Raw genomic sequence first — 20204 nt, 5'->3', positions numbered from 1 at the left:
TCAGCCACCGGAGAAGGTCAGGGTCCGGCCGCCCAGCCAGACCACGTCCGGCACGTCGGCGAGGGCCCCGCCCCGGTCCAGGTCCGCGTGCCGGCGGCCCAGCGGGATCTTGACGCGCACCGCGTCCCGGGTGAACCGCACCGTCGCCTCCAGGCCGGCGAACCGCGTCAGGGCGAGGACCGGCGTTTCCCCGCCCCACAGCCTCCCCGAGATCATGCCCAGCGACAGCGACGCCGCGAGCGCGGCGGTGCGGTCCAAAGCGTGGTCTTCGGCCCGGGGCACCGCTCGGTGGCCGCCGAACAGGGTCCGGGCGAGGTCGTCCAGCGGCCCGGCGGGAAGTTCGGCCGCCAGCCGGGGTTCCACGCCACCGGTCGTCCACAGTGGAGTCCTCGACGACAGCCGGGACACGGGGTCGTCGCGCACCGGCCGCGCGTCCGTCAGGAACCGGACGCCCGCCGCCGCCAGCTCCCGCAGGCACGCCGGCGGCAGCGGGCTGTCCCGGACGAGGACCGGGGGCCGGCCACACCCTTCCCAGTGCGGCAGCAGACCCGCCACTGTGGACGACCAGGCGATCGGGAAGAGGCCGGTCGCGTCGACCAGCAGCAGGCCGTCGTCGACGCCCGTGACCAGCAGCGGGTCGCCGGGATCGTGGCCGCGGCTCAGGGACAGCGCGAGCACGCCGTCGAGGACCGGCAGCGCGGGACCGGCCTGCCGGGCGAAGGCGGTGAGGTCCGGCACCGACTCCAGGCCCGCGAAGGTCGCGGCGGCGATCTCGTCCTCGGGCGTGCGCCGCCAGCCCCGGTGCGGCTCACCGAGGACCTGGTACGCGAGGGCGGCGGCGAACAGCGGGGCGTCGCCGAGCAGGTCCACTCCGGACAGTGCCGGGCCGATGGCGTCCAGGTAGCCGGTCCGCGCCAAGGGGCCCATCAGGAGGAACGGCAGCACCGAGCCGACCCTCGTCTCCCCCGCCCGGCGCGGGACGGCGGCCACGTCACCGGACGCTTTCCCGTCGACGGGCGTGGCCGCTTGCTCGAGAGAGTCTCGGTGGTGCGTTTCCAGCAGCCCGAGGAGTTCCGCACGGGTCGTGGGCGGCTCCGGGAGAGCCAGCCGCCGGGCCAGCTCCGCCGCCAGTTCGGCGACCGGCCCCGGAGAGAACGCCCGTGCGCTGTCGATCTCGGCGAGCAGCGCGGCCAGGTACGTCCGCACCGCCTCCTCGGGGAGCAGCGCGAGCAACGCGGCCAGCTCGTCCCGGGCGGCGAGTTCCTCGAACAGCACGGCCACCGCCGAGGCCGGCACGTCCCCGACGACGGACACATCGGCAGCAACGTCCATAGTGGACTGAGCAGGCGGCGGGGTGGGCACCGGCGCCGCCAGGGGAACCGGGTCCGCGCCCGCCACGCGTTCCAGGACGAGACCCGCCGGCTCCAGCCCACCGGTGCCGCGCGTGGCCAGCCGGACGGACAGCCGTACCGGCTCGGTGATCTCCAGGTCCGGGCCGTCGCCGGTGAGGTGCTCGCCGAACTCCGCGGCCAGCAGGTCCGGCAGCGCGTCGAGCACCCGCTGGAGGAGTCCCCGCGGGTCGGGTCCCCAGCTCCACCCCCCGCGCCGGACCACGCGCACCGCGCAGCGGTGCACGGTGATCCCGCCCGCGGTGGACGCGGTCACTGCTTCTCGACCTCGTCCAGCCGGCCCGCCCAGCCCGCCACCAGCAGCAGCACGGCGTGCGGGCCCGCGCTCACCGTGACCGGCAGCGACACGTGGTCGGTGTCCTTCGCGATGGTCCCGGTGACCAGCAGCGTCCCCGGCCCCTCGGAGACCAGCGCGAACACCGTGGTGTCCTGGGCCGGGTTCCCCGGCAGCGCGACGAGCAGCCCGGTGCCGTCGAACGCCGGAGGGTCGGGCAGCTCGGCCAGTTTCGCCAGTGCGGGCTTGGGCGGCTGGTCCGGCAGCCGCGTGACCCCGTAGGCCAGCGGGTCGGCGAACACCTCCGGCTGGTCGTCCGCCTCGTGCACGGCCAGCTCCCGCGCCGGCAGCGACATAGTGGCCGCGCCCGAGCGCACCGGCAGCGCGGCGCCGACCAGCGCGTCCACCGCCGGCACCGGGACGTCGATCGCCTTGACCGCACCCACCACGACCCCGGTACTCGTTTCGTACACCGCGAAAACGCTCACCTCAGCCACCTCCGCTCGTCGCCGCGACCGTCGCCAGGACCAGGAAGTCGACCGCGCCCGGCCGTTCGGTGACCGCCGGCCCCGCGCCGGGGTCGTAGGACCGCAGCCGGCACCGGACCCGCCGGTCACCGTCCACAGTGGCCTCGGCCGGGACGGTGAGCCCGGACTCCGACGGCGGTATCCGCGGGGTCACGTACACGTGCAGCGACACCCGTCCGTCGGCGACCTCCTCCGGCGTCACCCCGGCGGGCAGCGGCAGCACCATGCCGTCCGTCGCGCTGCCGGACGTCGCCAGCACGCTGCCCGCGGAGATCCGGCCGGAGAAGCTGCCGGCGATGGTCAGGTTCCCGTTGGGCTCCACGGTCATCAGCGGCTCGACGTCGCCGGTTCCCTTGTACAGCCCGTAGACCAGCTTCGGGGTGTCCGAGCCGGACAGCACCAGCGCCGGCTCGCCCTCGCCAGGCAGGGGCCGGGTCCGCAGGGACAGCGAGCCGGACCGGGCCGACACGGTGTCCGCGCGCACCCCGGCGAACCGCACGCCGACGTTCCGGGCTTCCGGGACCGCCGCGGTGAAGTGGCCGCCGGTCCACTGGACGAAGCCCAGCAGCACCAGCCACGGGACGGGCGGGGCGGCCGGGGCGGCGTTCACCGCGGGCGGCTGCTGGTCGGCCACCAGCCGCTCGTCGCCGAGCCGTCTGAAGAGGATCTGGAAGGACTCCTCCACGCGGGCCGGCCCGGCGGATCCGGCGCACGACGCGGGTCCGCTCGCCGCCTGGGCCCGGTCCGCGGCGGTGAGGAACACCGGGTACGGCTCGGACGTCGGCCCGTCGGCCCCGTTGACGGCCTCGAAGTCCGCCTCCGACAGCACGACCGGCGCGGGCACCACGATCTCCCGGCCGGTACCGTCGACCGCCAGCCCGGCCTGCACGCTGACCTCGACGAAGCGCGCGCCGGACGCCGGGTCGGTCCGGTTCTCGGTCGTCAGGGCGAGCCCGTCGGCGATGCCCCACTCGTGCGCCAGGCGCGCGTGCCGGACGGCCGCCGCGCGGGCGTAGGCGACGGTCGCCGCCAGGTCCGCGGCGGCGAGCACCTGACCCTCGTGGAACTCCGGGCGCAGCGGACCGGTCACGACGTCTCACCCGACCGCGGCTTGCGGGCGGACCCGCCGCTCCGGCTCGACGACGACCGGGGCCGCCGGACCGGTGCCTTCTGCTCGGGTTCGGGCTCCGGCTCGGGTTCCGGTTCCGCGGCGGGGGCGCTCTCCAGCTCCGAAAGCCGGTCGGACAGCCGGTCCGGCACGTCCTCCCGGACCCGCGCGACCTGCTCGCGCGCGGTGTCCAGCTGGCCCCGCAGCGCCTCCACGGTGGCGATCAGGTCGCTGACCTGACCCCGCAGCGCGTTCATCTCCTGCAGGCTGTCGGTCACCTCGGCCGGCACCGTGTACACCTGCTCGCGCACGGGCTTGGGCACGGTCTCCCCCGGCGCCGGGGTCACCAGGAGGTCCCACATGCGGTCCAGCGGGCCTTGCCGCCGCCACGGTTCGAGCAGCCCCGGGACGTACGGGCGCGGGATCGGGCCCGACTCCGGCACGCCCGGCGGCCGGTACACCGGCGTCGGCTGACAGCACACCTGCTCGGCGAGGTGCCGCAGCTGGTAGAGCTTCGGCAGCCATTCGCCGTAGGCCGAGCCGCCCGGCAGCACCTGCTCCCGCGTCGCCGAGCACACGCGGACGACGTCGCAGCCGTCCAGTTCCAGGTGCGCCAGCAGCACGTCGTCGTCGGCGCAGTCCACGCACGGCGGGTTCAGCGTCGAGCAGGCCGCGTCGGTGACGAACCGGCGCACGCACGTGGTCAGCTTCCCGGCCGCGTCCGCGAGCAGCCCGAGATCGGCGACGGACAAGCGGTGCGCCGGGTCCGGCTCCGGGATGGGCAGCGGCCGCGGGACGGCGACCTTGCGCACGTCGGCGTGCAGGACGCAGTCCGCGACGCCGGGCACCCGGTCCAGCCGGCCGAGCAGCCACTCGCGGATCCGCACGAGATCGGCCCGGAACTCCGCCTCCAGCACGTTGTCCAGCGGGGTGCCCTGGGCCAGCAGGCGGACCTCGATCGGCGCGTCCGGATCGGCGGTCGCCACCCGGTTCTTCGCCTCGGCCACGACGGCCAGCGCGACCGCCCGGTGCGCCGGCTCCGGCCACACCTGCTCGGGGTCCGCCGCGGCCAGCCGGTCGCACGCCGCGCCGAGCACCTGCCGGGCGGCGTCGATCTCCCCGAGGTCGTGCTTGGCTCGCAGGTCCTGCTGCCCGGCGTCGTCGTAGGTGTCGTACCGGGCGATGGCACTCGCCAGCGCCCGCACGTACTCGGTCTGCTGCCGGGCCGCGGGCGGCTGCGGGACTCCCTCGCCGCTCTCCCGCAGCAGCCGGAGGTTGTCGGCGTACCGGACGGCGTCGGCGTCCTCGAACTTGATCGTCCGGGTCGAGAACGCGCCCGCGACCGACATCGGGTCGAGGTAGTGGTCGAGCCGCAGGCTCAGCAGCCGGATCCGCTCGTAGGCGTCCTTGTCCCCGATCTGCGCCAGGAGCTTGGTGGCCGGGTTGTACCGGTGGTCGTCGGCGGTGTCGCACTTGACGACGAACCGGAAGCCCTCCTGGACCCGCGAGGGCACGCAGCCCGGCGCCGGGCACGGCTCCTCGGTCGCGAACGGCGAGACCGGGTCGGCCATCGTCTCCTCGTAGCGCACGAAGAGCCCGTAGTGGCGCTGGTCGTCGTCGCACGGGTCGCCGCACGCGACCCCCGGCGAGGACACGCGCAGCTCCCGCACGAGCGCCTGCACGTCGACCTTTTCCTTGCAGGACAGGACGATGTCGTTGCCGCAGCAGTCGAGGGCGTGCCCGGGGTGGACGGACACCGTCCCGCCGTCGCACGAGTCGCAGGTGACCTCCAGCCCGCACACGACCCCGGGGCCGGACAGCATCCGGTTGTGCAGCCGGTCCTTGCCGGCCACGTAGTCGGTCAGCAGGCCGAGGTCGTCCTCGGTGAGCAGCTGGCCCGCGAAGAACCGTGGCCGGGCGAACGCGGCCGGGAAGGCGGGTGCGCCACCGCACCCGCACCCGCAGTCGGGCTTGCTCATGAACGCTCCTCGGTGACGAAGAACCAGCTCTCGAAGACGTCCCCGCCGGCGCCGGTGCCGGACGTCCACGGCCCGATGCCCGACGGCGGCACGAGGCAGCCGGTCGGGTCGGGCTCCGGCTTGGGGTCGTGGCCGTGACCGGTCTCCGTCTCGGCGTCGGTGTCCGCCTTGGCCTGGCCGATGTAGGGCACCCGGCCGCCGACGTTGGTGCCGTCGACCGGGCGGCAGCAGTGGTCGAGGATGAACGCCGCGCGGATGGTGATCAGCACGCGGTCGCCCTCCTGCAGCGTCTCGCGGGTCGTCTGCCGGTAGCGGAAGTGGTCGGTGAACTCGCCGTCCTTGCCGGTGGGCTCTTTGAACTCGCCGCCCATGTACCAGGTGTCGGCGTTGCGGCCGGCGCCGCCCTCGATCACCTGGATCTCCACCACGCCGCGGCGGAGGCTGTCGACGCGGACGCCGTCGGAGAACTCGACGACCAGGCCGCCCGAGTCCTTCTGCGTGCCGAGCAGCTCCTTGGCCTCGTTCACGGTGTAGGTGTGGCCGTGGCGCCAGTTGATGCCGGTGATCACCGTCGGCACGCGGCGGCCGAAGAAGCGGCGGACGTCCAGGTGGATCTGGTCTTCGCGGACCGGCTTGCCGAAGTCGACGTCGTCGATCCTGGCCAGCCACAGGACCTTGTGCTCGCACGGGGTGCAGCAGGTCTCGCAGCGATCGTCCTTCGGCGGCGTCTTGGTGGTGACCCGGACGCAGTAGCTCTCCTCGGTGTAGCCGAAGTCGCAGTCCGAGGTGTCCGCGCAGGCGGAGTTGAACACCGTCCTCGTCGGCTCGACCGCGCGTTCGGTGTACTCGACGCCGACCCACACCGTCCCGCCGGTGCGCTCGTCCTCGTGCAGCGCGTCCCACAGGTCGATCGAGCAGCTGCCCGGCACGACCACCTCGTTGCCGTCGCAGTCGACGCCGAGCCCGCTGGTGATGCGCACCTTCGCCTGGTGTTCGTGCTTCTCCTTATCGGAAGCTGCCTTATCGGAAGCCGCCTTGTCGTCCGCGGGCGGCGCGGGTTCCACGAAGAGCCCGCACACCACGCCGTAGCCGAGCAGGCAGCGCATCCGCAGCTTCAGCTTCTCGCGGAAGTACTCCTGTTCGCGCTGGAAGTCGCGGGCGGTGAGCAGCTGCCCGTGGAAGTACCGCAACCGGCGGAAGGGCTGTTCCTGTGTCGTTGCCTCGGTCATCTCTCTTCTGTCCTCTCAAGACACTCGCGTGTGGACCCCGACCGCGGACACCACGCCGACGGTCACGCCTTGCCGTGCGCCGCGCGGCCCGGGTCTCAGTACTCCGTCGTGGTTCAGGCGCGCGGTCCCCACCACGGGCGGCGGCAGCGGGACGAACGCCGTGTCGACCCCGACCGCCGACCGCGTGCCGACCACGAACCCCGCCCCGCCGGCGCGCACCGAACCCCTCGTGTGCGCGGGCGCCTGCCGGGCCACCAGGCGCCGCACCGCGTCCTCGTCCACCGAGCCGGACGCCAGCAGGACCCGGAACCGGTGGGCGTGCTCGGTGAGGGGATCGGTGTCCGGGTCGCCGAACGCCCGCAGCGGCGTCGCGCCCAGCGTCGAGGTGCCGAGCCGCAGCCGCGACGACGAGCGGCCGAACAGCCGCACCGAGCCGAGACCGCGCGCGGTCGCCGGCGAGGTCACGGTCGCGCGGACCTGCGCCCAGTGGCGGTCGCCGGCCAGTTCGTCGATCACCGGCGTGACGCCGAAGACGAGGCGGATCGCCTCCTTCAGCGCGCCCGGCGTGCCGCGCCGCCGGTAGAGGCCCGGCGCGGCGGCGATCAGCTTCCGGCGGGTGTCCGCGTCCCAGCCGGCCTCGAACGACAGGCCGAGCAGGCCGGCCAGCCACGGCAACGCGGCGTCCGGCACGCCGGCCGGGTCGAGCAGCGCCGGGTACCGCTCGACGACCCGGTCGATCTCGGCGACGCTCGCGTCGAACAGCGCCAGGAACCGCTCGGTGAAGTCGTCGGCCGCCGGGTCCTGCCGGAACGCGGCGGGCAGCAGGTCGGCGCTGGTCGAGCGCGGGAAGTCGAGCCGGATCCGGTGCAGGACCGGGGTCGCGGCGGAGTCGCCGGACAGGCGGGCGCGCAGGGTCAGGTGCCGGCCGGGCGGCTGGTCGACGAGGAAGTCGGTGACGCCGGCGGGCGCGGTCTGCCAGTCGCTTTCGGCGAACCGGTCGTCCTCGGACACCACGACCGACACGGAGATCGCGGTGCCGGTCGGCACGTCCGCCTCGATCCGCACCCGGTGCCAGCGGCAGCGCGAGATGCCGCTGTCGATCAGGTGCGTGGTGAACTCTCCGTGCGTCACGTACCGGCCGGACTCCGGTGCCGGTTCCTCCCGCGGCCGTCCCCGCCAGTCGTAACAGGAGGTCACGTCGCCGTCCGGCCCCTTCTCCCGCAGGCAGAAGCCGTCCTCGTCCGCGGCGGTCAGGCCGCTCGGCGGCAGCGCCGCCGCCAGTTCGTCCACAGTGGACTCACAGTGGTCGCGGTAGATCCGGAAGCGGCCGCGGTCTTCGGTGAGCAGCCAGATCGTGCGGCCGGGTCCGGTGCGGATCCCGATGATCTCGCCGGCGACGCGGGTCCGGACGACGTCGCACAGCCGCCCGTCGGCGCCGTACCGCCGGACCCGGTCGCTGCCGGCCCGGGCCACGAGCACCTGCTCGTCCTGCGCGAGCGCGACGACGGTGGCGTCGCGATGGCGGATCACCGCGGCGAGGTGGTCGCCTTCGTTGCGCCACAGGAAGACCCGGCCGGAGTCGACGACCGCGATCCGGTGCCCGCGGGCGGCCACCGCGGCCGGTTCGCGCAGCAGGCGGGGGTCGCAGCCGGGCGCCCAGACGGGCCGCCAGCCGCCGGCGCGGGTGTCGCGCCGCAGCAGCCGGCGGCCGGACAGCAGGTACCAGCCGCACGGCCCGCAGCCGGGCGCGAGACGCGGGTCGGGGAACCACGGCAGCAGCTGGGTCCGCGTCGGGCCTTCCGGGGAAGCGCCTTCGTAGGCCAGCCGCACGCCGGCCTCGTCGGTGAACCCGGCGACGCCGGTCACCGCGGCCTCGTCCCACCCGACGACGTCGTCGAGGAGCCGGAAGGTGACGGCGGTGGGCGCGCAGGTCATGACTCCTCCACCGGGATCAGCACCGGGCGGTCCGGCCAGACGAGGTCGTTCGGCGGGATCGCGTGGTCCGTGCACGGCGGCAGCCGCAGCCCGTCGGCCGTCAGCGAGAGCCCGGACACGGCGAGGACGCCGTCCACGGCCAGGAGCCGGCGCACGAGCGGGGTGTGGCGCACCGCGCCGCCGAAGGGCCAGCCGCCCCCGTGCTCACCGCCGCGTACCGGGTCCAAGTAGGTCGTCACGGCCTCGGCCGCGCGCGCGAGAACCGCGGCCCGGTCCTGGTCGGCGTCGAGCACCACCCGGGCTTCGACGGCGATCCGCCGGAACGCGACCGGGCCGGTGACCACCGTGCTTCCGGCGGGTGCCACCTCGCGGCTCAGGAAGTCCGCCACCGCGCGCAGGGTCGCGGCGGTGGGCACCGGCGGCTCGGTGCCACCCTCCTCGATCGGCGGCACCACGAGAACGCCGACGACACCGGGGATGGGCGTGCCCGGGAAGTCCGGGTGCAGGCCCGGCACCCCGTTCGCCCGCGCGATCGACGCGCCCGGCGCGCGCAGGGCCAGCAGGCCGTAGTCGGCGGGCGCGACCGCGCGGCCGCGGGAGCGCAGCTCCCCCACCCCGCGCCGCACGACGTCCGCGTCCGGCTCGGCGTCGGTGCCCCCGGTGGCGGGGAACGGGTTGGTCACGCCGGTCACGAACGGCCGCGCGGTGACGACGCCGCCGACCGCGCCGGCCGCCACGGCACCGGCCGTGCCGCCGCCGACCCGGTACCGCACGGCACGGACGTTGCGGAAGCCCGGCGGCACGGGCGCGCCGTTGACGCCGTCGCCGAAGGTGACCACGCCGGAGTCGTAGTCGACGACGAAGACCCGGTCGTCCGGACCGTGGGCCGAGAGGCTCGGCACCTCCTGCCAGCGTGACGCGTTTTCTTCGGTGGTGCCGAAGAGGTCCGTCCCGGGGTCGTCGTCGACCTCGATCACGACGCTGCCGGCGAGGATCGGGACCTGGCTCAGCCGCAGCCGCCGCCGCTCGGCCGGGGCCGCGGGGTCCTGGATCGGTTCCAGGGGCTCGTCGAAGATCGTGTGGGCGGCGGTGGCGGCGACGGTGTTCAGCCGCAGTCCCGCCACGAGCGGCGGCGCGGTCATGAAGACGCCGTTCGTCACCTGCAGCCGCAGCCACCGCAGGGCAGGCCCGGGCCGGGCGGCCGGCGGCCGGCCGGGCGCCCAGGTGCGCGGCAGCCGCAGCTCGATCGTGCCGCTCGCGCGCAGTCCCGCGGTTTCGTCGCGGACGACGTCGGCGGGGACGAAGCGGCCGCCGTCCAGCACGTCCCAGCGCAGCAACGGCCGCGGCTCGAGCGGCAGTGGCGTCAGCCCGCCGGCGGCCGCGGGCGACGGCGGCGCGGCCGCGACCACGAACCCCAGCGACAGCGAGGGGAACGGGCTCGCGGTGCCGTCGAGACCCAGCCACAGCGCGTTGCCCGGCTGCGGGTCCACGCCGAACGGCGCGAACGGCCGGCCGGGCCCGTTCAGCCCGAGCGGGACCGGCTCGAGCGCGCCGCCACGCTGGACCGCGATCACGCCCAGGGTGGCGGGGGTGGCGTAGAGGTCTTGGTCGGTCTCGAAGACGACGTCACCGCCGGTGCCGGAAGCGGCGGCCTGGAAACCGGCGGGGACGAGCACCGACGCGCCGTCCGGCGGGTGCACGGTGAACTCCAGCAACGCGGCGGCCGCGGTGGCCGGCCGGCGGCGCACGCCCGCGGTGGTCAGGTGCTCGGCGAGGATCTTCTCGGGCAGCCGGTTGACCCGGGCCAGCACCGGCTCGGCCTGGGTGCCGAAGAGGCGCACGAGCGCGACGCCGGCGTCCTGCCGGTCGGGGTTGGTCCAGTCCGGGGTGTAGCCGGGGACCCGGTCGCGCACGGCGGCGCGGACCGCTTCCCTGGTGGCGTCGACCAGCTCGGGCTGCTCGCCGGACGGTCCGGGGCCGGGGACGATGTGGCTTTCTTCGGTGGACCCGTGCGCCCACCAGACGTCGGTCACGACAACCCCTCCCCCGGTTCGACGGCGGCGACCACGCGCGTGCGGACTTCGCGCACCGCCGGCAGGTCGCCGGCCCGGAGGGGCACGTCGTCGCAGGTCTCCGCCGGTTCGCCGCCGTCGATGCCGATCGCGACGGCGGTGACGTCCGCCAGGTCGCCGAGAGCCTGCTGCGCGGCCCGCAGCAGCGCCGACGGCCGCAGCGCTTCCCCGAACGGCCAGCCCGTCCCGTCGTCCCCGCCCACCAGGGGGTCGAGGAACCGGCGCAGCGCGTCACCGGCCACAGTGGACACTTTGGCCCGGTCGGCCGGGGCGCCGGACAGGTCGGCGCGCAGCCGGACGTCCCGGTAGGCCGGGGCCCGCACGAACACCTCGGCCGTCAGCAGCCGCGCCTGCGCCAGCCGGTCCGCGACCGCGCACAGCAGCCCCGGATCCGGCTCGGGCGCGACGGCCCGCGGCACCGACGGGACGACGTGGACGGTCACCGCGCCGGGCACCCGCGCGCAGGGGAAGCCCGGGTGCGCGCCGACCGCGGCGTAGGCCCGGCCGACCGCCACCCCGGGCGTCGTCACGGCCAAGGTGACGAAGTCCTCGGCGGTGACCGCCCGGGTCACCTCGCCGAGCGAGCCCGCGGCCCGGTCCCGCGCCTGCGCCACCGTCTCCGGGTCCGTTCCGCCGTCGGCCTGGACGAGGTTCGCGGCGCGGACCGGGGACGGATCCGTGACCGGCAGCCAGTTGTCCGTGACGCCGCCGTTGCCGTCCCGCCCGCCACCGATCGTGTACTCGACGACCGCATCCGCGGCCGGCGGGATCCGGCCGGTGAGCCCGTCGCCGAAGACGAGCGCGCCGTCGTGGCGGTCCAGCAGGAAGATCCGGTCGCGGGAAGCGCCGAAGGCGAAGTCCACCGCCGGTTTCCACTCCTCGCCGGCCAGCGTCAGGCAGGCGGTGAGCAGGCGGCCGGCGGCGTCGGGGAGGACGAGCCGCTGGCCGGGCAGCTTCAGCCAGCCGCCGGTCTGGTCCGCGAAGTCGGTCGCCGTGCGGCGCTCGCGATGACGGGCGGCCGACACGTTGACCGCCAGCCGCAGCAGCCGCGGCGAGGACGCGTAGGTCGCGGCCGGCGTCGACACCAGCAGCCCACTGTCCATCGTGGACCACTCAGCCGGCGGTCGCAGGCGCACCACCCCGGACCGCCGCAGGCCACCGGTGCCGTCCTGGACCTCCTCGAACGTCCCGGAAGCGTCGCCGCTGGGCCGGAACCACGACCAGGTCAGGTCGGCGGGCGGCCGCACACCGGACACGGCGAGCGGCGACCAGGACGGCGGCACCGGCGAGTCGAGCTCGACCAGCAACGACAGCCAGCCGGACGCCGGGTCCCCGCCGGTGAGCGGCAGGGTGAACCGAGCCGACGCGGCGGACCCGTCGCTGCCCAGCAGCGGAACCCCGCGGCGGGCGAGCAGGTCGGCGGTGCGGTCGCGGTCGGTGAACACCGTCACGTCACCCGACACCGGGAACGCCGTCACCTCGTCGTCGAGGGTGAACCGGATGGCCGCGGCGGGATCGCGGGCGAACACCGTCCCGGCGGGGACCACGGCCGGGACGTCGGCGTCGGGGGTCAGCGCCAGCACCGTCGTCGCCGCGGTCGCGGGCCGCGGCGGCGCCAGGCCCAGTAGCTTCAGGATCGCGACGACGAGCTCGTCCGGGGCCTGGTCCAGCCAGTAGAGCCGCTGTTCCAGCAGGTACGCGAACAGCTCCAGCAGCGTGATCCCGGGGTCGACGGGCGCGTGCAGCGTCCACGTGCCGTCCGACTCGGCCGGGATGCGGCGGGTGGCGGCCGACATCAGGTCGGCCCAGGTCAGGTCGTCGAGCTTCGGCGCGGGCAGCGTCATGGCGTCAACCCCGTCAGTCCCGTCAGTCCGAGGTAGAACGGGAACACCAGGTTGGTCTTGGTGTTGGTGCGCCGGACCCGGTATTCGATCGACACCGTCACGCGGGACTCGTCGGCCGGGTCGGTCTCGGCGAGGACGTCGGAGAGCTCCACCCTCGGTTCGAAGTCGCGGACCGCGTCGGCGATCGACCGTTCCAGGTCGCGCAGGTTCTGCACGCTACCGGGTGCGAACACCGACTCGCTGGCCTTGGTGCCGAGGTCCGGTCGCATCACGCGTTCGCCGGTCGCGGTGAGCAGCAGCGCGCGCAGGCAGTGTTCGATGCTCGTCTCGCCGACGGCGTAGGCGAGCCGGCCGGCCTCGTCGGGCAGGATCGGGAACCGCCAGCCGGTGCCGAGGAAGGGTTCGGTCACGTCGCCTTCACCTTCTTCGCGAGCACGGACGGCGGCAGGGGCGTCGCGGGCCCGGTGGCGCCGCCCGGCGCCGGGTGGGTGTGCTGGACGAAGGCCTGCAGGAGCGCGTTGCCGAGCACGACGGGTTCGGTCGAACCCCCGCCGAGGTCGACGGCGTCCGACTTGACGGTCACCCGCGCAGCTTCGAGGGTGATCTCCCCGCTGTCCTTCAGCACCACCGTGGCGCCCGAAGCGGTGCTGATGGTGATCTCCTTCTCCTGGTCGTCGAAGAGGATCCGGTGCCCGGCCTTGGTGCGGATGATCTTCTGGTCGCGGCCGTCTTTGTGCGCGGTAGGCGGTTTCTTCTTGCCGTTGTAGAGGCCGCCGAGCACGTAGGGCTGGCGCATGTCGCCCTGGAAGAACGCGACCAGCACCTCGTCGCCCACCTCGGGCACGAACACCGAGCCGTAGCCGGCGCCCGCGTACAGCTGGCTGACGCGGATCCAGGGACTGATCGACGAGCCGCCGTCCAGCCAGTAGTACTTGACCTTGACCCGGCCCTCGTCGTCCCCGTCGTTCTGCACGACCTCCGCGGGCGCGACGCCGTAGAAGCGCTGGTCGCTCGCCATGGCGCGTGGCATCGCCGTCATTTCTTGTCCCCCTGGAAGATCTTCCGGCCGGTGAACGTGGTGAAGAAGCCGCTCGAGTTGAGGGCGTGCTCGACCCGCTTGACGAAGTAGGTGCCGGAGAACCGCCTGCCGAGGCCGAAGATCTCCAGGTTGTCCCCCGGCCGCAGCTCCGGCAGCCCGGCCACCCGGCCGGTCGCGGTGATGAACTCGTAGGCCCGCTCCCGCAGCAGCGCGATCGCCAGCTCCTTGGCCTCCTCCTGGCTGAGGACCGGTGCGTCGACGACCACCTCCTGCCGGCCGCCCGCCCCGCTCTCGGCCGCCTCCGGCCCGCTCTGCCCGTCGGCCGAGGTCTGCCCGCCGGGCAGGTCCTTCGCGGTCGCGACGTACTCGATCGGCTCGGCCTTGACCGGGTCCCAGCCGTGCACGGTGAGCTTGCTGACCTGGTTGGAGACGGTCATGGTCGGCGTGAAGTCGATGAGGTTGGGCACCAGCCCGGCCGGCTGCCCGGCGGGCCCGGTCGCCAGGCCGGGGCTGTAGGCGAGGCGGAACAGCCGGATCGGGCGGCTGTCGCGGCCGTCGGTGGGCTTGACGAAGTAGAGCTTCTGCACGCCCGTCGCCGGGTCCGGCAGGATGTAGCAGTCGAAGTCGATCCGCTTCGCCCGTTCCATCAGGAACTGCGCGTCGGACTGGTTCTTCTGCACCACCAGGTCGTGCCGCGGGCCCTCGTGGGTCGTCTCGAAGGCCAGCTTGTTGCGGCGCGCGATCTGCTCGGCGATCTCCCAGTCGGTCTTGCCGACGAAGTTCTTGTCCTCTTCCTTGGTGGGCTTGCGGTCCTTGAGCGCGAGCATCCCGTCCACGCAGGTGAGCGACACGGTCGGCGACGCGCCGTCCGGGAACTTCGGCGCGAGCGAGCTGATCGTCCCGGTGCCGACGGTCAGCAGCTTGTCCGCGTAGCCGAGCCGGACGGAGACGCGGGTGCCGATCTGCAGCTTCTCCGAGTCGCTGTGCTTGAACGTCCACGTGACGTCGTCCCAGTTGTTCAGCTCCAGGTCGAAGCCGGACATCTCGTCGAGGTCGCGGTGCACCTTGATGTCGAGGATGTCGTTCTTGGTCGTCGGGTCGGCCACCAGCCCGTCGACGACCACCTCGAACTCCGGGGCGTAGCGGTCCGGGTCGGCGATCTCGGGCGGGGTGCCCGCGGGCGCGGTCATCGCGCACCCCCTCTCACGGCAGCCGGGGCACGGTCAGCACCAGCCCCGGCCGCAGGTCACGGGGATCGCTGATCCCGTTGGCACGCGCCAGTTCCCGCCACGCGTCCGGGCGCCGGTACACCGCGACCGAGATGCGGTCCCACGTGTCGCCGCGGCGCACCACGTAGCTCTTCTCCACCGTCGGCGACGATCGCGGCGGGTCGTTGGCCTGCTCCTTCGCCGGCCGGTACTCCTTGAGCGTGAGATCGAGCTGGGCCCGCAGCGGCACGCCGTTCTTGGCGAACAGCACGTAGTTCACGTCCAGCTTCTCCAGCACACCCCGGAACACCGTCTTGTCCCAGACGAACTTGACGATCGGCGGCGCGTGCAGGGTCTCCTGGGGCCGCATCAGCTTGCGGATGTTGTCCACATAGGACTTCCGGACGTCGTCGAGCGTGTCGGAGGTGTCCACCAGCGCCTGCACCGACAGCGACTCGCTGCCGCCCCGGACGTACTGGATCGGCGGCGTTTCGAGGCCGGGGATGGTGATCTCGGCGAAGGTGTTGCTCTTGCTCAGCTTGTACTCGGTCGGGTTGAACTTCAGCGGGATCCGCTGCGGCACGTTCTGCGGGTTCGCCGGCTGCTCGATCTCCAGGTGCGCGTCGGCGCCCTGGCTCACCAGCGAGAACGGGGTGACGCTCATCGGCCGCCTCCCCCGAGCTTGCGGTCGTTGTCGCTGCGCTCGGCCCGGGCGCACTCTTCTTCGTACAGCCGCGCCCACGCCTGGATGTGCTTGTTGAACAGGCGCGCGAACAACGCCCCGTCGTCGCCTTCCACCTGGAAGCGCACCTCGAGGTTGTGGATGATCAGGTTCTTGGGCACGGTCTGCTCTCCTAGAGGACGGCCGTCAGGCCCTCGTGGGCGATTTCCAGTGACTCGATCGCGACCGCGTTCTGCTCGGCGTGCAGGTCCGGGCCGGTCCACTTGGCGGCCAGCCCGCCGTGGAAGATCCACGACTTCGCGGGCAGGCCCGCCTCGTCGAGCATGATCACGGCGCCGTCGCGGCGGGCGCCGAGCGAGTCGTGCAGGCCGGTGTCGTACCAGGACCACAGGAGCCGGTCGCGGACCACGCCTCGCTTGAGGGTGATCGGGTTCCACGAGTGGCGCAGCGGCAGCCGGTGCACGGAGTCGTTGCGGCCGCCTTCGGCGTAGGTCACCACCTCCAGCTGCGCCCCCATCCCCGTCACCTCCTGGAAGGCACCCGCCGCCACCACCGGCAGCAGCAGTGCCTGCGCCGGCGGCAAGTACACGTCCGCCGGCGCGAGCGTCACCAGGAAGCGGAACTTGGTCAGCGGCTCGTTCAGCGCGAGCAGCCGGTCGGCCGGGGTCGTCACTGCTCGATCACCTCCAGGCCGCGGTCCTGGCCGAGCACGAGCCGCAGCTCGATGAACTCCATGGGCACGGCCGGCGCGACGCCGATCTCGCACACGACCTGGCCGGGGTCCTGCTCCGGCGGGTTGTTCGTCTCGTCGCAGACCACGCGGAACGCGTCCTCCGGCCGGCTGCCGGCGAGCGCACCGGTGCGGAACGCCTCCAGCAGCACCGAGGTGGTCGCGCGGACCAGCGAAAGCCGCAGCTCCGGCGAGTTCACCTCGAACACCAGCGGCGCGGCGGCCCGCCGGATGGCCCGCACCAGCAGGTGCAGCAGCCGGCGGTGGGCGACGTACCGCCGCCGCGGGTCGCCGGACAGCGTCCGCCCGCCCCACACCACGAGTCCCCGGCCGCGCACGCACCGCACCAGGTCGACGTTCACCTCGAAGAGCCGGACCTGTTGCGCCTCCGGGTAGTCGACGTCGAGGTCGACGGCGTCCAGCAGCGTGGCGTTCGCCGGGGTTTCGGCGGCACCCCGCTCGCCGTCGAGCCGGGCGACCAGCCCGGCGACGTGCCCGGACGCCGGCACGGTCCGCAGGCCGGTCCCGCCGTCGAGCGACGGCGCCCGCAGCGGCGGGTGGTACACCGCCGCCGCGGCGAGCAGCGCCTCGTCGCCGAAGTCCGCCAGCGCGCCGGCCCAGGCCACCACAGCGTCCACTGTGGACACCGACGGGGGCACGTCCAGCAGCACCAGCCGGTCCAGCAGCGGCGCCACGGTCCCCAGCAGGTCCAGCACCAGGGTCGTGTGGTCGGCGTCGCCCAGGTCGGCCCCGAGGTCGGGCAGGGCCACCAGCGCCGGCTCCGGCAGCTCGGCCTGCGTCACCACCGCGGACGCGTACTCGTCGCGCCCCGGCGGGGCGTCCGTGCCGCCGGTGAGCGTCAGGTCCCAGGACAGCGAGATCGGCCCGTCCGGGGGGATCGGGTCCGCCGCTCCGCCCGGCACCACCCGGACGAGGTGCGACGCGCCGAGGCGGTCGACGACCTCGCCGGGTGCCATGCCGGCGAAGGTCTCCGCCGGCTCGCCGGGCACGAGCACCCGGACGGTGACCGCCGGCGGGCCCGCGACGCTGCTCGCCCGGTACCGCACGGTGACGCGGCCGCCGTTCGCCCACGCGCCGGGACTCGCGGCCACCACGCGGAAGCCGTCCGTCCACGGCGCGCTCGCGGGCTCGGCGGGCCCGGACACCCGCAGTACCCACGCCGCGGAGCCCTGGTTCTCGAAGAACCCGCGCAGCGCGTACGGCGTCGCCGACGTGCCGTCCGGTGGTCCGAACACGCCGACGACGTCGTTCCAGCTCTCGACGCGGACGGGCCGGCCGACGGGACCGCGCCGGGTGCGGCCGAGGAACACGGCCACGTCCGTGCGCAGCGGCTCGTCGCCGGTGGCCGCTCGATCGAAGGTCAGGGATACGCCGGGAAGCGCCGCGCTGGTCATGTCCGCCCGCTCACGCGTCGATCACGAAGCTCTCGACGGCCAGCACGAGCGTCTCCATGGCGATCTCGTTCTTGGTCGCGTTGAACGAAGGTCCGGTGTACTTCGTCGGCCAGGCGCGGTCGAAGTTCCAGCGCATGACCTCCTGGCGGTTCTCGTCGAGCATCACGATCGAACCGGCCGTGCGCCGGACGCGGCCGTCCAGCGCTTCCTTGACCCAGTTCCAGAAACCGACGTGGCCGGTGACCCCGCGCTTGAACGTCAGTGCGCTCGGGGCCTTCTTGAGCCCCACGAGCTTGCGGACCGTGATGTCCTCGCTGCCGGTGCGGTACTCGATCACCGGCAGTTCCACGTCGAGCCCGCTGGCCTCGGTGAACGACCCGCTCACCGCGACTCCGTCATCGCTGACGTTGGTCACGATGACCAGGAAGTTGTACGCGGCGTACGGGTCGTCCCGCGTCACAGGTGGCATGTCCCTTGCCTTTCAGTGGTCAGACGAGCTGGGGCTCGCGGGTCTTCTGCTGGATCCGGAAGATCACGAACTCCGCCGGGAACACGGGCGCCACCCCGATCACGCAGATGAGCCGTCCGTTGGCGATGTCGTCGTCGGTCATCGTGGAGCGGTCGCACTGGACGAAGAACGCCTCGTCCGCGGTCGTGCCGGCGAGCGCGCCCGTGCGCCACACGGTGGTGAGGAAGTTCGCGACCGTCTGCCGCATCAGCGCCCACAGCGGCTCGTCGTTCGGCTCGAACACGACCCACTGCGTGCCTTCGTCGATCGACTCCTCCAGGAACAGGAAGAGGCGGCGCACGTTGACGTACTTCCACGAGGTGTCCGACGACAGCGTGCGCGCGCCCCAGACCCGCTGGCCGAGGCCGGGGAAGAACCGCAAGGCGTTGATCCCCCGGGGGTTCAGCAGGTCCTGGTGCCGCTTGGTGACGTCCTGCGCGATGCCGTCGGTCAGCCGGATGCCGCGGATGACCGCGTTGGCCGGTGCCTTGTGCACGCCGCGCTCGGTGTCGGTGCGGGCGTAGATGCCGATGACGTGCCCGGACGGCGGCGCCTCGACGAACTGGCCGGTCGAGGGGTCGTTGACGACCAGCCACGGGTAGTACAGCGCCGCGTACTTGGTGTCGAACGGCTCGCGGAACGCCTGGATGCCCTCGATGTCGAGGCCGTCCTGCGGGTCGAGGACGGCGAAGCGGTCCTTGAGCTGCTCGCAGTGGGTGACGAGCGCCGATTCGACGGTGCCGGCCCACACGCCGGGCACCGCGCAGATCGCGACCTCGTCGATGTCTTCGAGGGCGACGATGCCGGTGCGCTTGCCGCTCCCGCCGTCCGCGCCGACGAAGTCCGCGACCGTGAGCCCGTCGAACGCGTCCGAGCCTTCGTCGGCGAGCGTCAGCCACGAGCCGGTCCCGGGCGTGGGGAACTCGGTGGGATCGGTGCTGATGCCGTCGAGCGTGGTGGCCCGCACCAGCCGCGACTGGCTCGCCAGGGTGCCGGCGACGGTGCCGGGCGCGTCGCCGGTCAGGCGCAGGTTCCGGAAGGTCTCGGTGACCGAGCCGCCGCCGGGGTCGGTGAACCGTGTGTCCACAGTGGACTCGACCAGCCGGACCCTGGCGGTCTCGAAGACCAGCTCGGGGGTGTCGGCGTCGAAGGTGACGACGTCGTCCGGCCCGATCGACACGACGTTCAGGGTGGTCAGCTTGTCACCGGTGTCGAGCTGGGTGACCGCGCCCTCGTAGAGCCGGCCGGACCCGCTGATCCGCAGCTGCGGGCCGGCGCCGGCGTTCGCCCGGCGCACCCGGCGCACGGTGAGGCCGGGCGCCCACGGCGCGTGCGTGGTTCCCTCCGGGAACGTGAGCGTCACCTCGCCGTCCGCCGGCTGCGCGACGGTGACCTTGAACCGCCGCTCGTCGACCAGGATCCAGACGTCGCCGGGCAGCTCGTCGGGGTCGAGCCCGGGCACCGCGGTGACCTGGATCGACGCGGCGTCGCGGTCGGCGGCGGCGGTGAGCGCGGTGATGACCAGCGGGCCCTCGTCCGGGTCGGGCAGCGCCGGCAGCGCGGCGGACACCGACGGCTGGATCCGCACCTGCACCCCCTTGCCCCAGGACCCCGGGCTCGAGGCGGAGAACCGCAGGCTCGGCGTGGCGTCGCGCGGGGCCGTCTGCACGTAGTCGCCGCGGGCCGCCTTGACCCCGGCCGTCAGCGGGGTCCCGAGCGTGACCCGCCCGGTGCTGCTGTACGCGGTGATCGTCGTCGTGCCGATCTCGACGTTGTCGCTGCCGCGGAAGACGGTGATCTCGTCGGCGCCGGTGAAGCCGATCAGGTGGCCGAGCTGCAAGGTCTTGGCCCCGGCCGCGGCGTCCTGGGTGACGGCGCTGACCAGGCCGGTGCCGAGGGTGCCGGTCGCGGCCCCGGCGGCGCCGCTGACGACCCTCTTGACGTAGAGGCGCTGGCCGCCGTTGTCGAAGAAGCCCTTGACCGCCAGCGGGAACAGCCACCAGCGGCCGCCCTCGGCGGGGTTGTTCGCCCAGGCGTCGCGGATCGCCGGATCCGGCTCGGGCAGGAACCCGCCGAAGGTGGTCTGGTACTCGAGGAAGTTCGTGACCAGCTTCGGTTTCCCGGTGGTCGGGCCGCGCTGGGTGACCCCGACCATGCCCGCCGTGCTGGTGCTCACCCCCGCGATCGGCCGCGGCCCCGCGTCGACTTCCTCGACGTAGACGCCGGGGCTCAGGTACTCGGGCAT

General features: G+C 73.7%; 17 protein-coding genes. All 17 read right to left on the bottom strand.

Features of this window, described 5'->3' with window-relative positions:
* From AA23TX_RS15015 to AA23TX_RS14935, 17 genes are read right to left on the bottom strand one after another with little or no spacing between them, the layout of a single operon-like run.
* Positions 1-1665, bottom strand: a complete 1665-nt coding sequence (locus AA23TX_RS15015) for a hypothetical protein (protein WP_155543136.1) — start codon at positions 1663-1665, stop codon at positions 1-3.
* Positions 1662-2171 (bottom strand): hypothetical protein, encoded by a 510-nt coding sequence (locus AA23TX_RS15010; RefSeq protein ID WP_155543135.1) that lies wholly within the window; start codon positions 2169-2171, stop codon positions 1662-1664. Before AA23TX_RS15010 ends, AA23TX_RS15015 begins: the two co-directional genes overlap by 4 nt.
* 1 nt (position 2172) lies before the next feature.
* The gene (locus AA23TX_RS15005) at positions 2173-3300 is read right to left on the bottom strand and encodes a hypothetical protein (protein ID WP_155543134.1); all 1128 of its coding nucleotides are present in this window, start codon (positions 3298-3300) and stop codon (positions 2173-2175) included.
* The gene (locus AA23TX_RS15000) at positions 3297-5297 is read right to left on the bottom strand and encodes a hypothetical protein (protein WP_155543133.1); all 2001 of its coding nucleotides are present in this window, start codon (positions 5295-5297) and stop codon (positions 3297-3299) included. Before AA23TX_RS15000 ends, AA23TX_RS15005 begins: the two co-directional genes overlap by 4 nt.
* Positions 5294-6526, bottom strand: coding sequence for a hypothetical protein (locus AA23TX_RS14995; protein WP_155543132.1), 1233 nt, complete (start codon positions 6524-6526; stop codon positions 5294-5296). Before AA23TX_RS14995 ends, AA23TX_RS15000 begins: the two co-directional genes overlap by 4 nt.
* A gap of 15 nt (positions 6527-6541) precedes the next feature.
* Positions 6542-8461: a phage tail protein gene (locus tag AA23TX_RS14990; RefSeq protein WP_155543131.1), complete on the bottom strand. Its 1920-nt coding sequence runs from the start codon at positions 8459-8461 to the stop codon at positions 6542-6544.
* Positions 8458-10494: a putative baseplate assembly protein gene (locus AA23TX_RS14985; RefSeq protein ID WP_155543130.1), complete on the bottom strand. Its 2037-nt coding sequence runs from the start codon at positions 10492-10494 to the stop codon at positions 8458-8460. The genes AA23TX_RS14990 and AA23TX_RS14985 overlap by 4 nt, the downstream gene beginning before the upstream one ends.
* Positions 10491-12377 (bottom strand): putative baseplate assembly protein, encoded by a 1887-nt coding sequence (locus AA23TX_RS14980; protein WP_155543129.1) that lies wholly within the window; start codon positions 12375-12377, stop codon positions 10491-10493. The genes AA23TX_RS14985 and AA23TX_RS14980 overlap by 4 nt, the downstream gene beginning before the upstream one ends.
* Positions 12374-12787 carry a GPW/gp25 family protein gene (locus AA23TX_RS14975; RefSeq protein ID WP_155543128.1) on the bottom strand — a complete coding sequence of 138 codons (414 nt, stop codon included), beginning with the start codon at positions 12785-12787 and terminating at the stop codon, positions 12374-12376. Before AA23TX_RS14975 ends, AA23TX_RS14980 begins: the two co-directional genes overlap by 4 nt.
* On the bottom strand, positions 12784-13416 hold the full coding sequence (locus AA23TX_RS14970) for a phage baseplate assembly protein V (protein WP_155543127.1): 633 nt from the start codon (positions 13414-13416) through the stop codon (positions 12784-12786). Before AA23TX_RS14970 ends, AA23TX_RS14975 begins: the two co-directional genes overlap by 4 nt.
* On the bottom strand, positions 13413-14606 hold the full coding sequence (locus tag AA23TX_RS14965) for a phage late control D family protein (protein ID WP_155543126.1): 1194 nt from the start codon (positions 14604-14606) through the stop codon (positions 13413-13415). Before AA23TX_RS14965 ends, AA23TX_RS14970 begins: the two co-directional genes overlap by 4 nt.
* A 13-nt stretch (positions 14607-14619) precedes the next feature.
* Complete coding sequence (locus AA23TX_RS14960; RefSeq protein ID WP_155543125.1) at positions 14620-15288, bottom strand: CIS tube protein; 669 nt, start codon at positions 15286-15288, stop codon at positions 14620-14622.
* On the bottom strand, positions 15285-15467 hold the full coding sequence (locus AA23TX_RS14955; RefSeq protein ID WP_155543124.1) for a putative phage tail protein: 183 nt from the start codon (positions 15465-15467) through the stop codon (positions 15285-15287). Before AA23TX_RS14955 ends, AA23TX_RS14960 begins: the two co-directional genes overlap by 4 nt.
* Positions 15468-15478: 11 nt before the next feature.
* The gene (locus AA23TX_RS14950) at positions 15479-15979 is read right to left on the bottom strand and encodes a phage tail protein (RefSeq protein ID WP_196425323.1); all 501 of its coding nucleotides are present in this window, start codon (positions 15977-15979) and stop codon (positions 15479-15481) included.
* Complete coding sequence (locus tag AA23TX_RS14945; RefSeq protein ID WP_155543123.1) at positions 15976-17451, bottom strand: phage tail sheath subtilisin-like domain-containing protein; 1476 nt, start codon at positions 17449-17451, stop codon at positions 15976-15978. The genes AA23TX_RS14950 and AA23TX_RS14945 overlap by 4 nt, the downstream gene beginning before the upstream one ends.
* A 10-nt stretch (positions 17452-17461) precedes the next feature.
* A complete protein-coding gene (locus AA23TX_RS14940; RefSeq protein WP_155543122.1) occupies positions 17462-17920 on the bottom strand; it encodes a phage tail protein in 459 nt (152 codons plus the stop codon).
* Between the two features lie 19 nt (positions 17921-17939).
* The gene (locus tag AA23TX_RS14935) at positions 17940-20204 is read right to left on the bottom strand and encodes a phage tail sheath C-terminal domain-containing protein (protein WP_155543121.1); all 2265 of its coding nucleotides are present in this window, start codon (positions 20202-20204) and stop codon (positions 17940-17942) included.

This window comes from Amycolatopsis camponoti (assembly GCF_902497555.1).
In the GTDB taxonomy this organism is placed as follows: Bacteria; Actinomycetota; Actinomycetes; order Mycobacteriales; family Pseudonocardiaceae; genus Amycolatopsis; species Amycolatopsis camponoti.
The sequence above is the reverse complement of the archived record's forward strand: the minus strand, read 5'-3'. Positions and strand labels throughout refer to the sequence as shown.

Coding starts and splice junctions, on each gene's coding strand:
- AA23TX_RS14935 (WP_155543121.1), bottom strand. CDS start 20,204: ATGCCCGAGTACCTGAGCCCCGGCGTCTACGTCGAGGAAGTCGACGCG.
- AA23TX_RS14960 (WP_155543125.1), bottom strand. CDS start 15,288: ATGAGCGTCACCCCGTTCTCGCTGGTGAGCCAGGGCGCCGACGCGCAC.
- AA23TX_RS14945 (WP_155543123.1), bottom strand. CDS start 17,451: ATGACCAGCGCGGCGCTTCCCGGCGTATCCCTGACCTTCGATCGAGCG.
- AA23TX_RS14980 (WP_155543129.1), bottom strand. CDS start 12,377: ATGACGCTGCCCGCGCCGAAGCTCGACGACCTGACCTGGGCCGACCTG.
- AA23TX_RS14970 (WP_155543127.1), bottom strand. CDS start 13,416: ATGACGGCGATGCCACGCGCCATGGCGAGCGACCAGCGCTTCTACGGC.
- AA23TX_RS15000 (WP_155543133.1), bottom strand. CDS start 5,297: ATGAGCAAGCCCGACTGCGGGTGCGGGTGCGGTGGCGCACCCGCCTTC.
- AA23TX_RS14995 (WP_155543132.1), bottom strand. CDS start 6,526: ATGACCGAGGCAACGACACAGGAACAGCCCTTCCGCCGGTTGCGGTAC.
- AA23TX_RS14965 (WP_155543126.1), bottom strand. CDS start 14,606: ATGACCGCGCCCGCGGGCACCCCGCCCGAGATCGCCGACCCGGACCGC.
- AA23TX_RS14990 (WP_155543131.1), bottom strand. CDS start 8,461: ATGACCTGCGCGCCCACCGCCGTCACCTTCCGGCTCCTCGACGACGTC.
- AA23TX_RS14940 (WP_155543122.1), bottom strand. CDS start 17,920: ATGCCACCTGTGACGCGGGACGACCCGTACGCCGCGTACAACTTCCTG.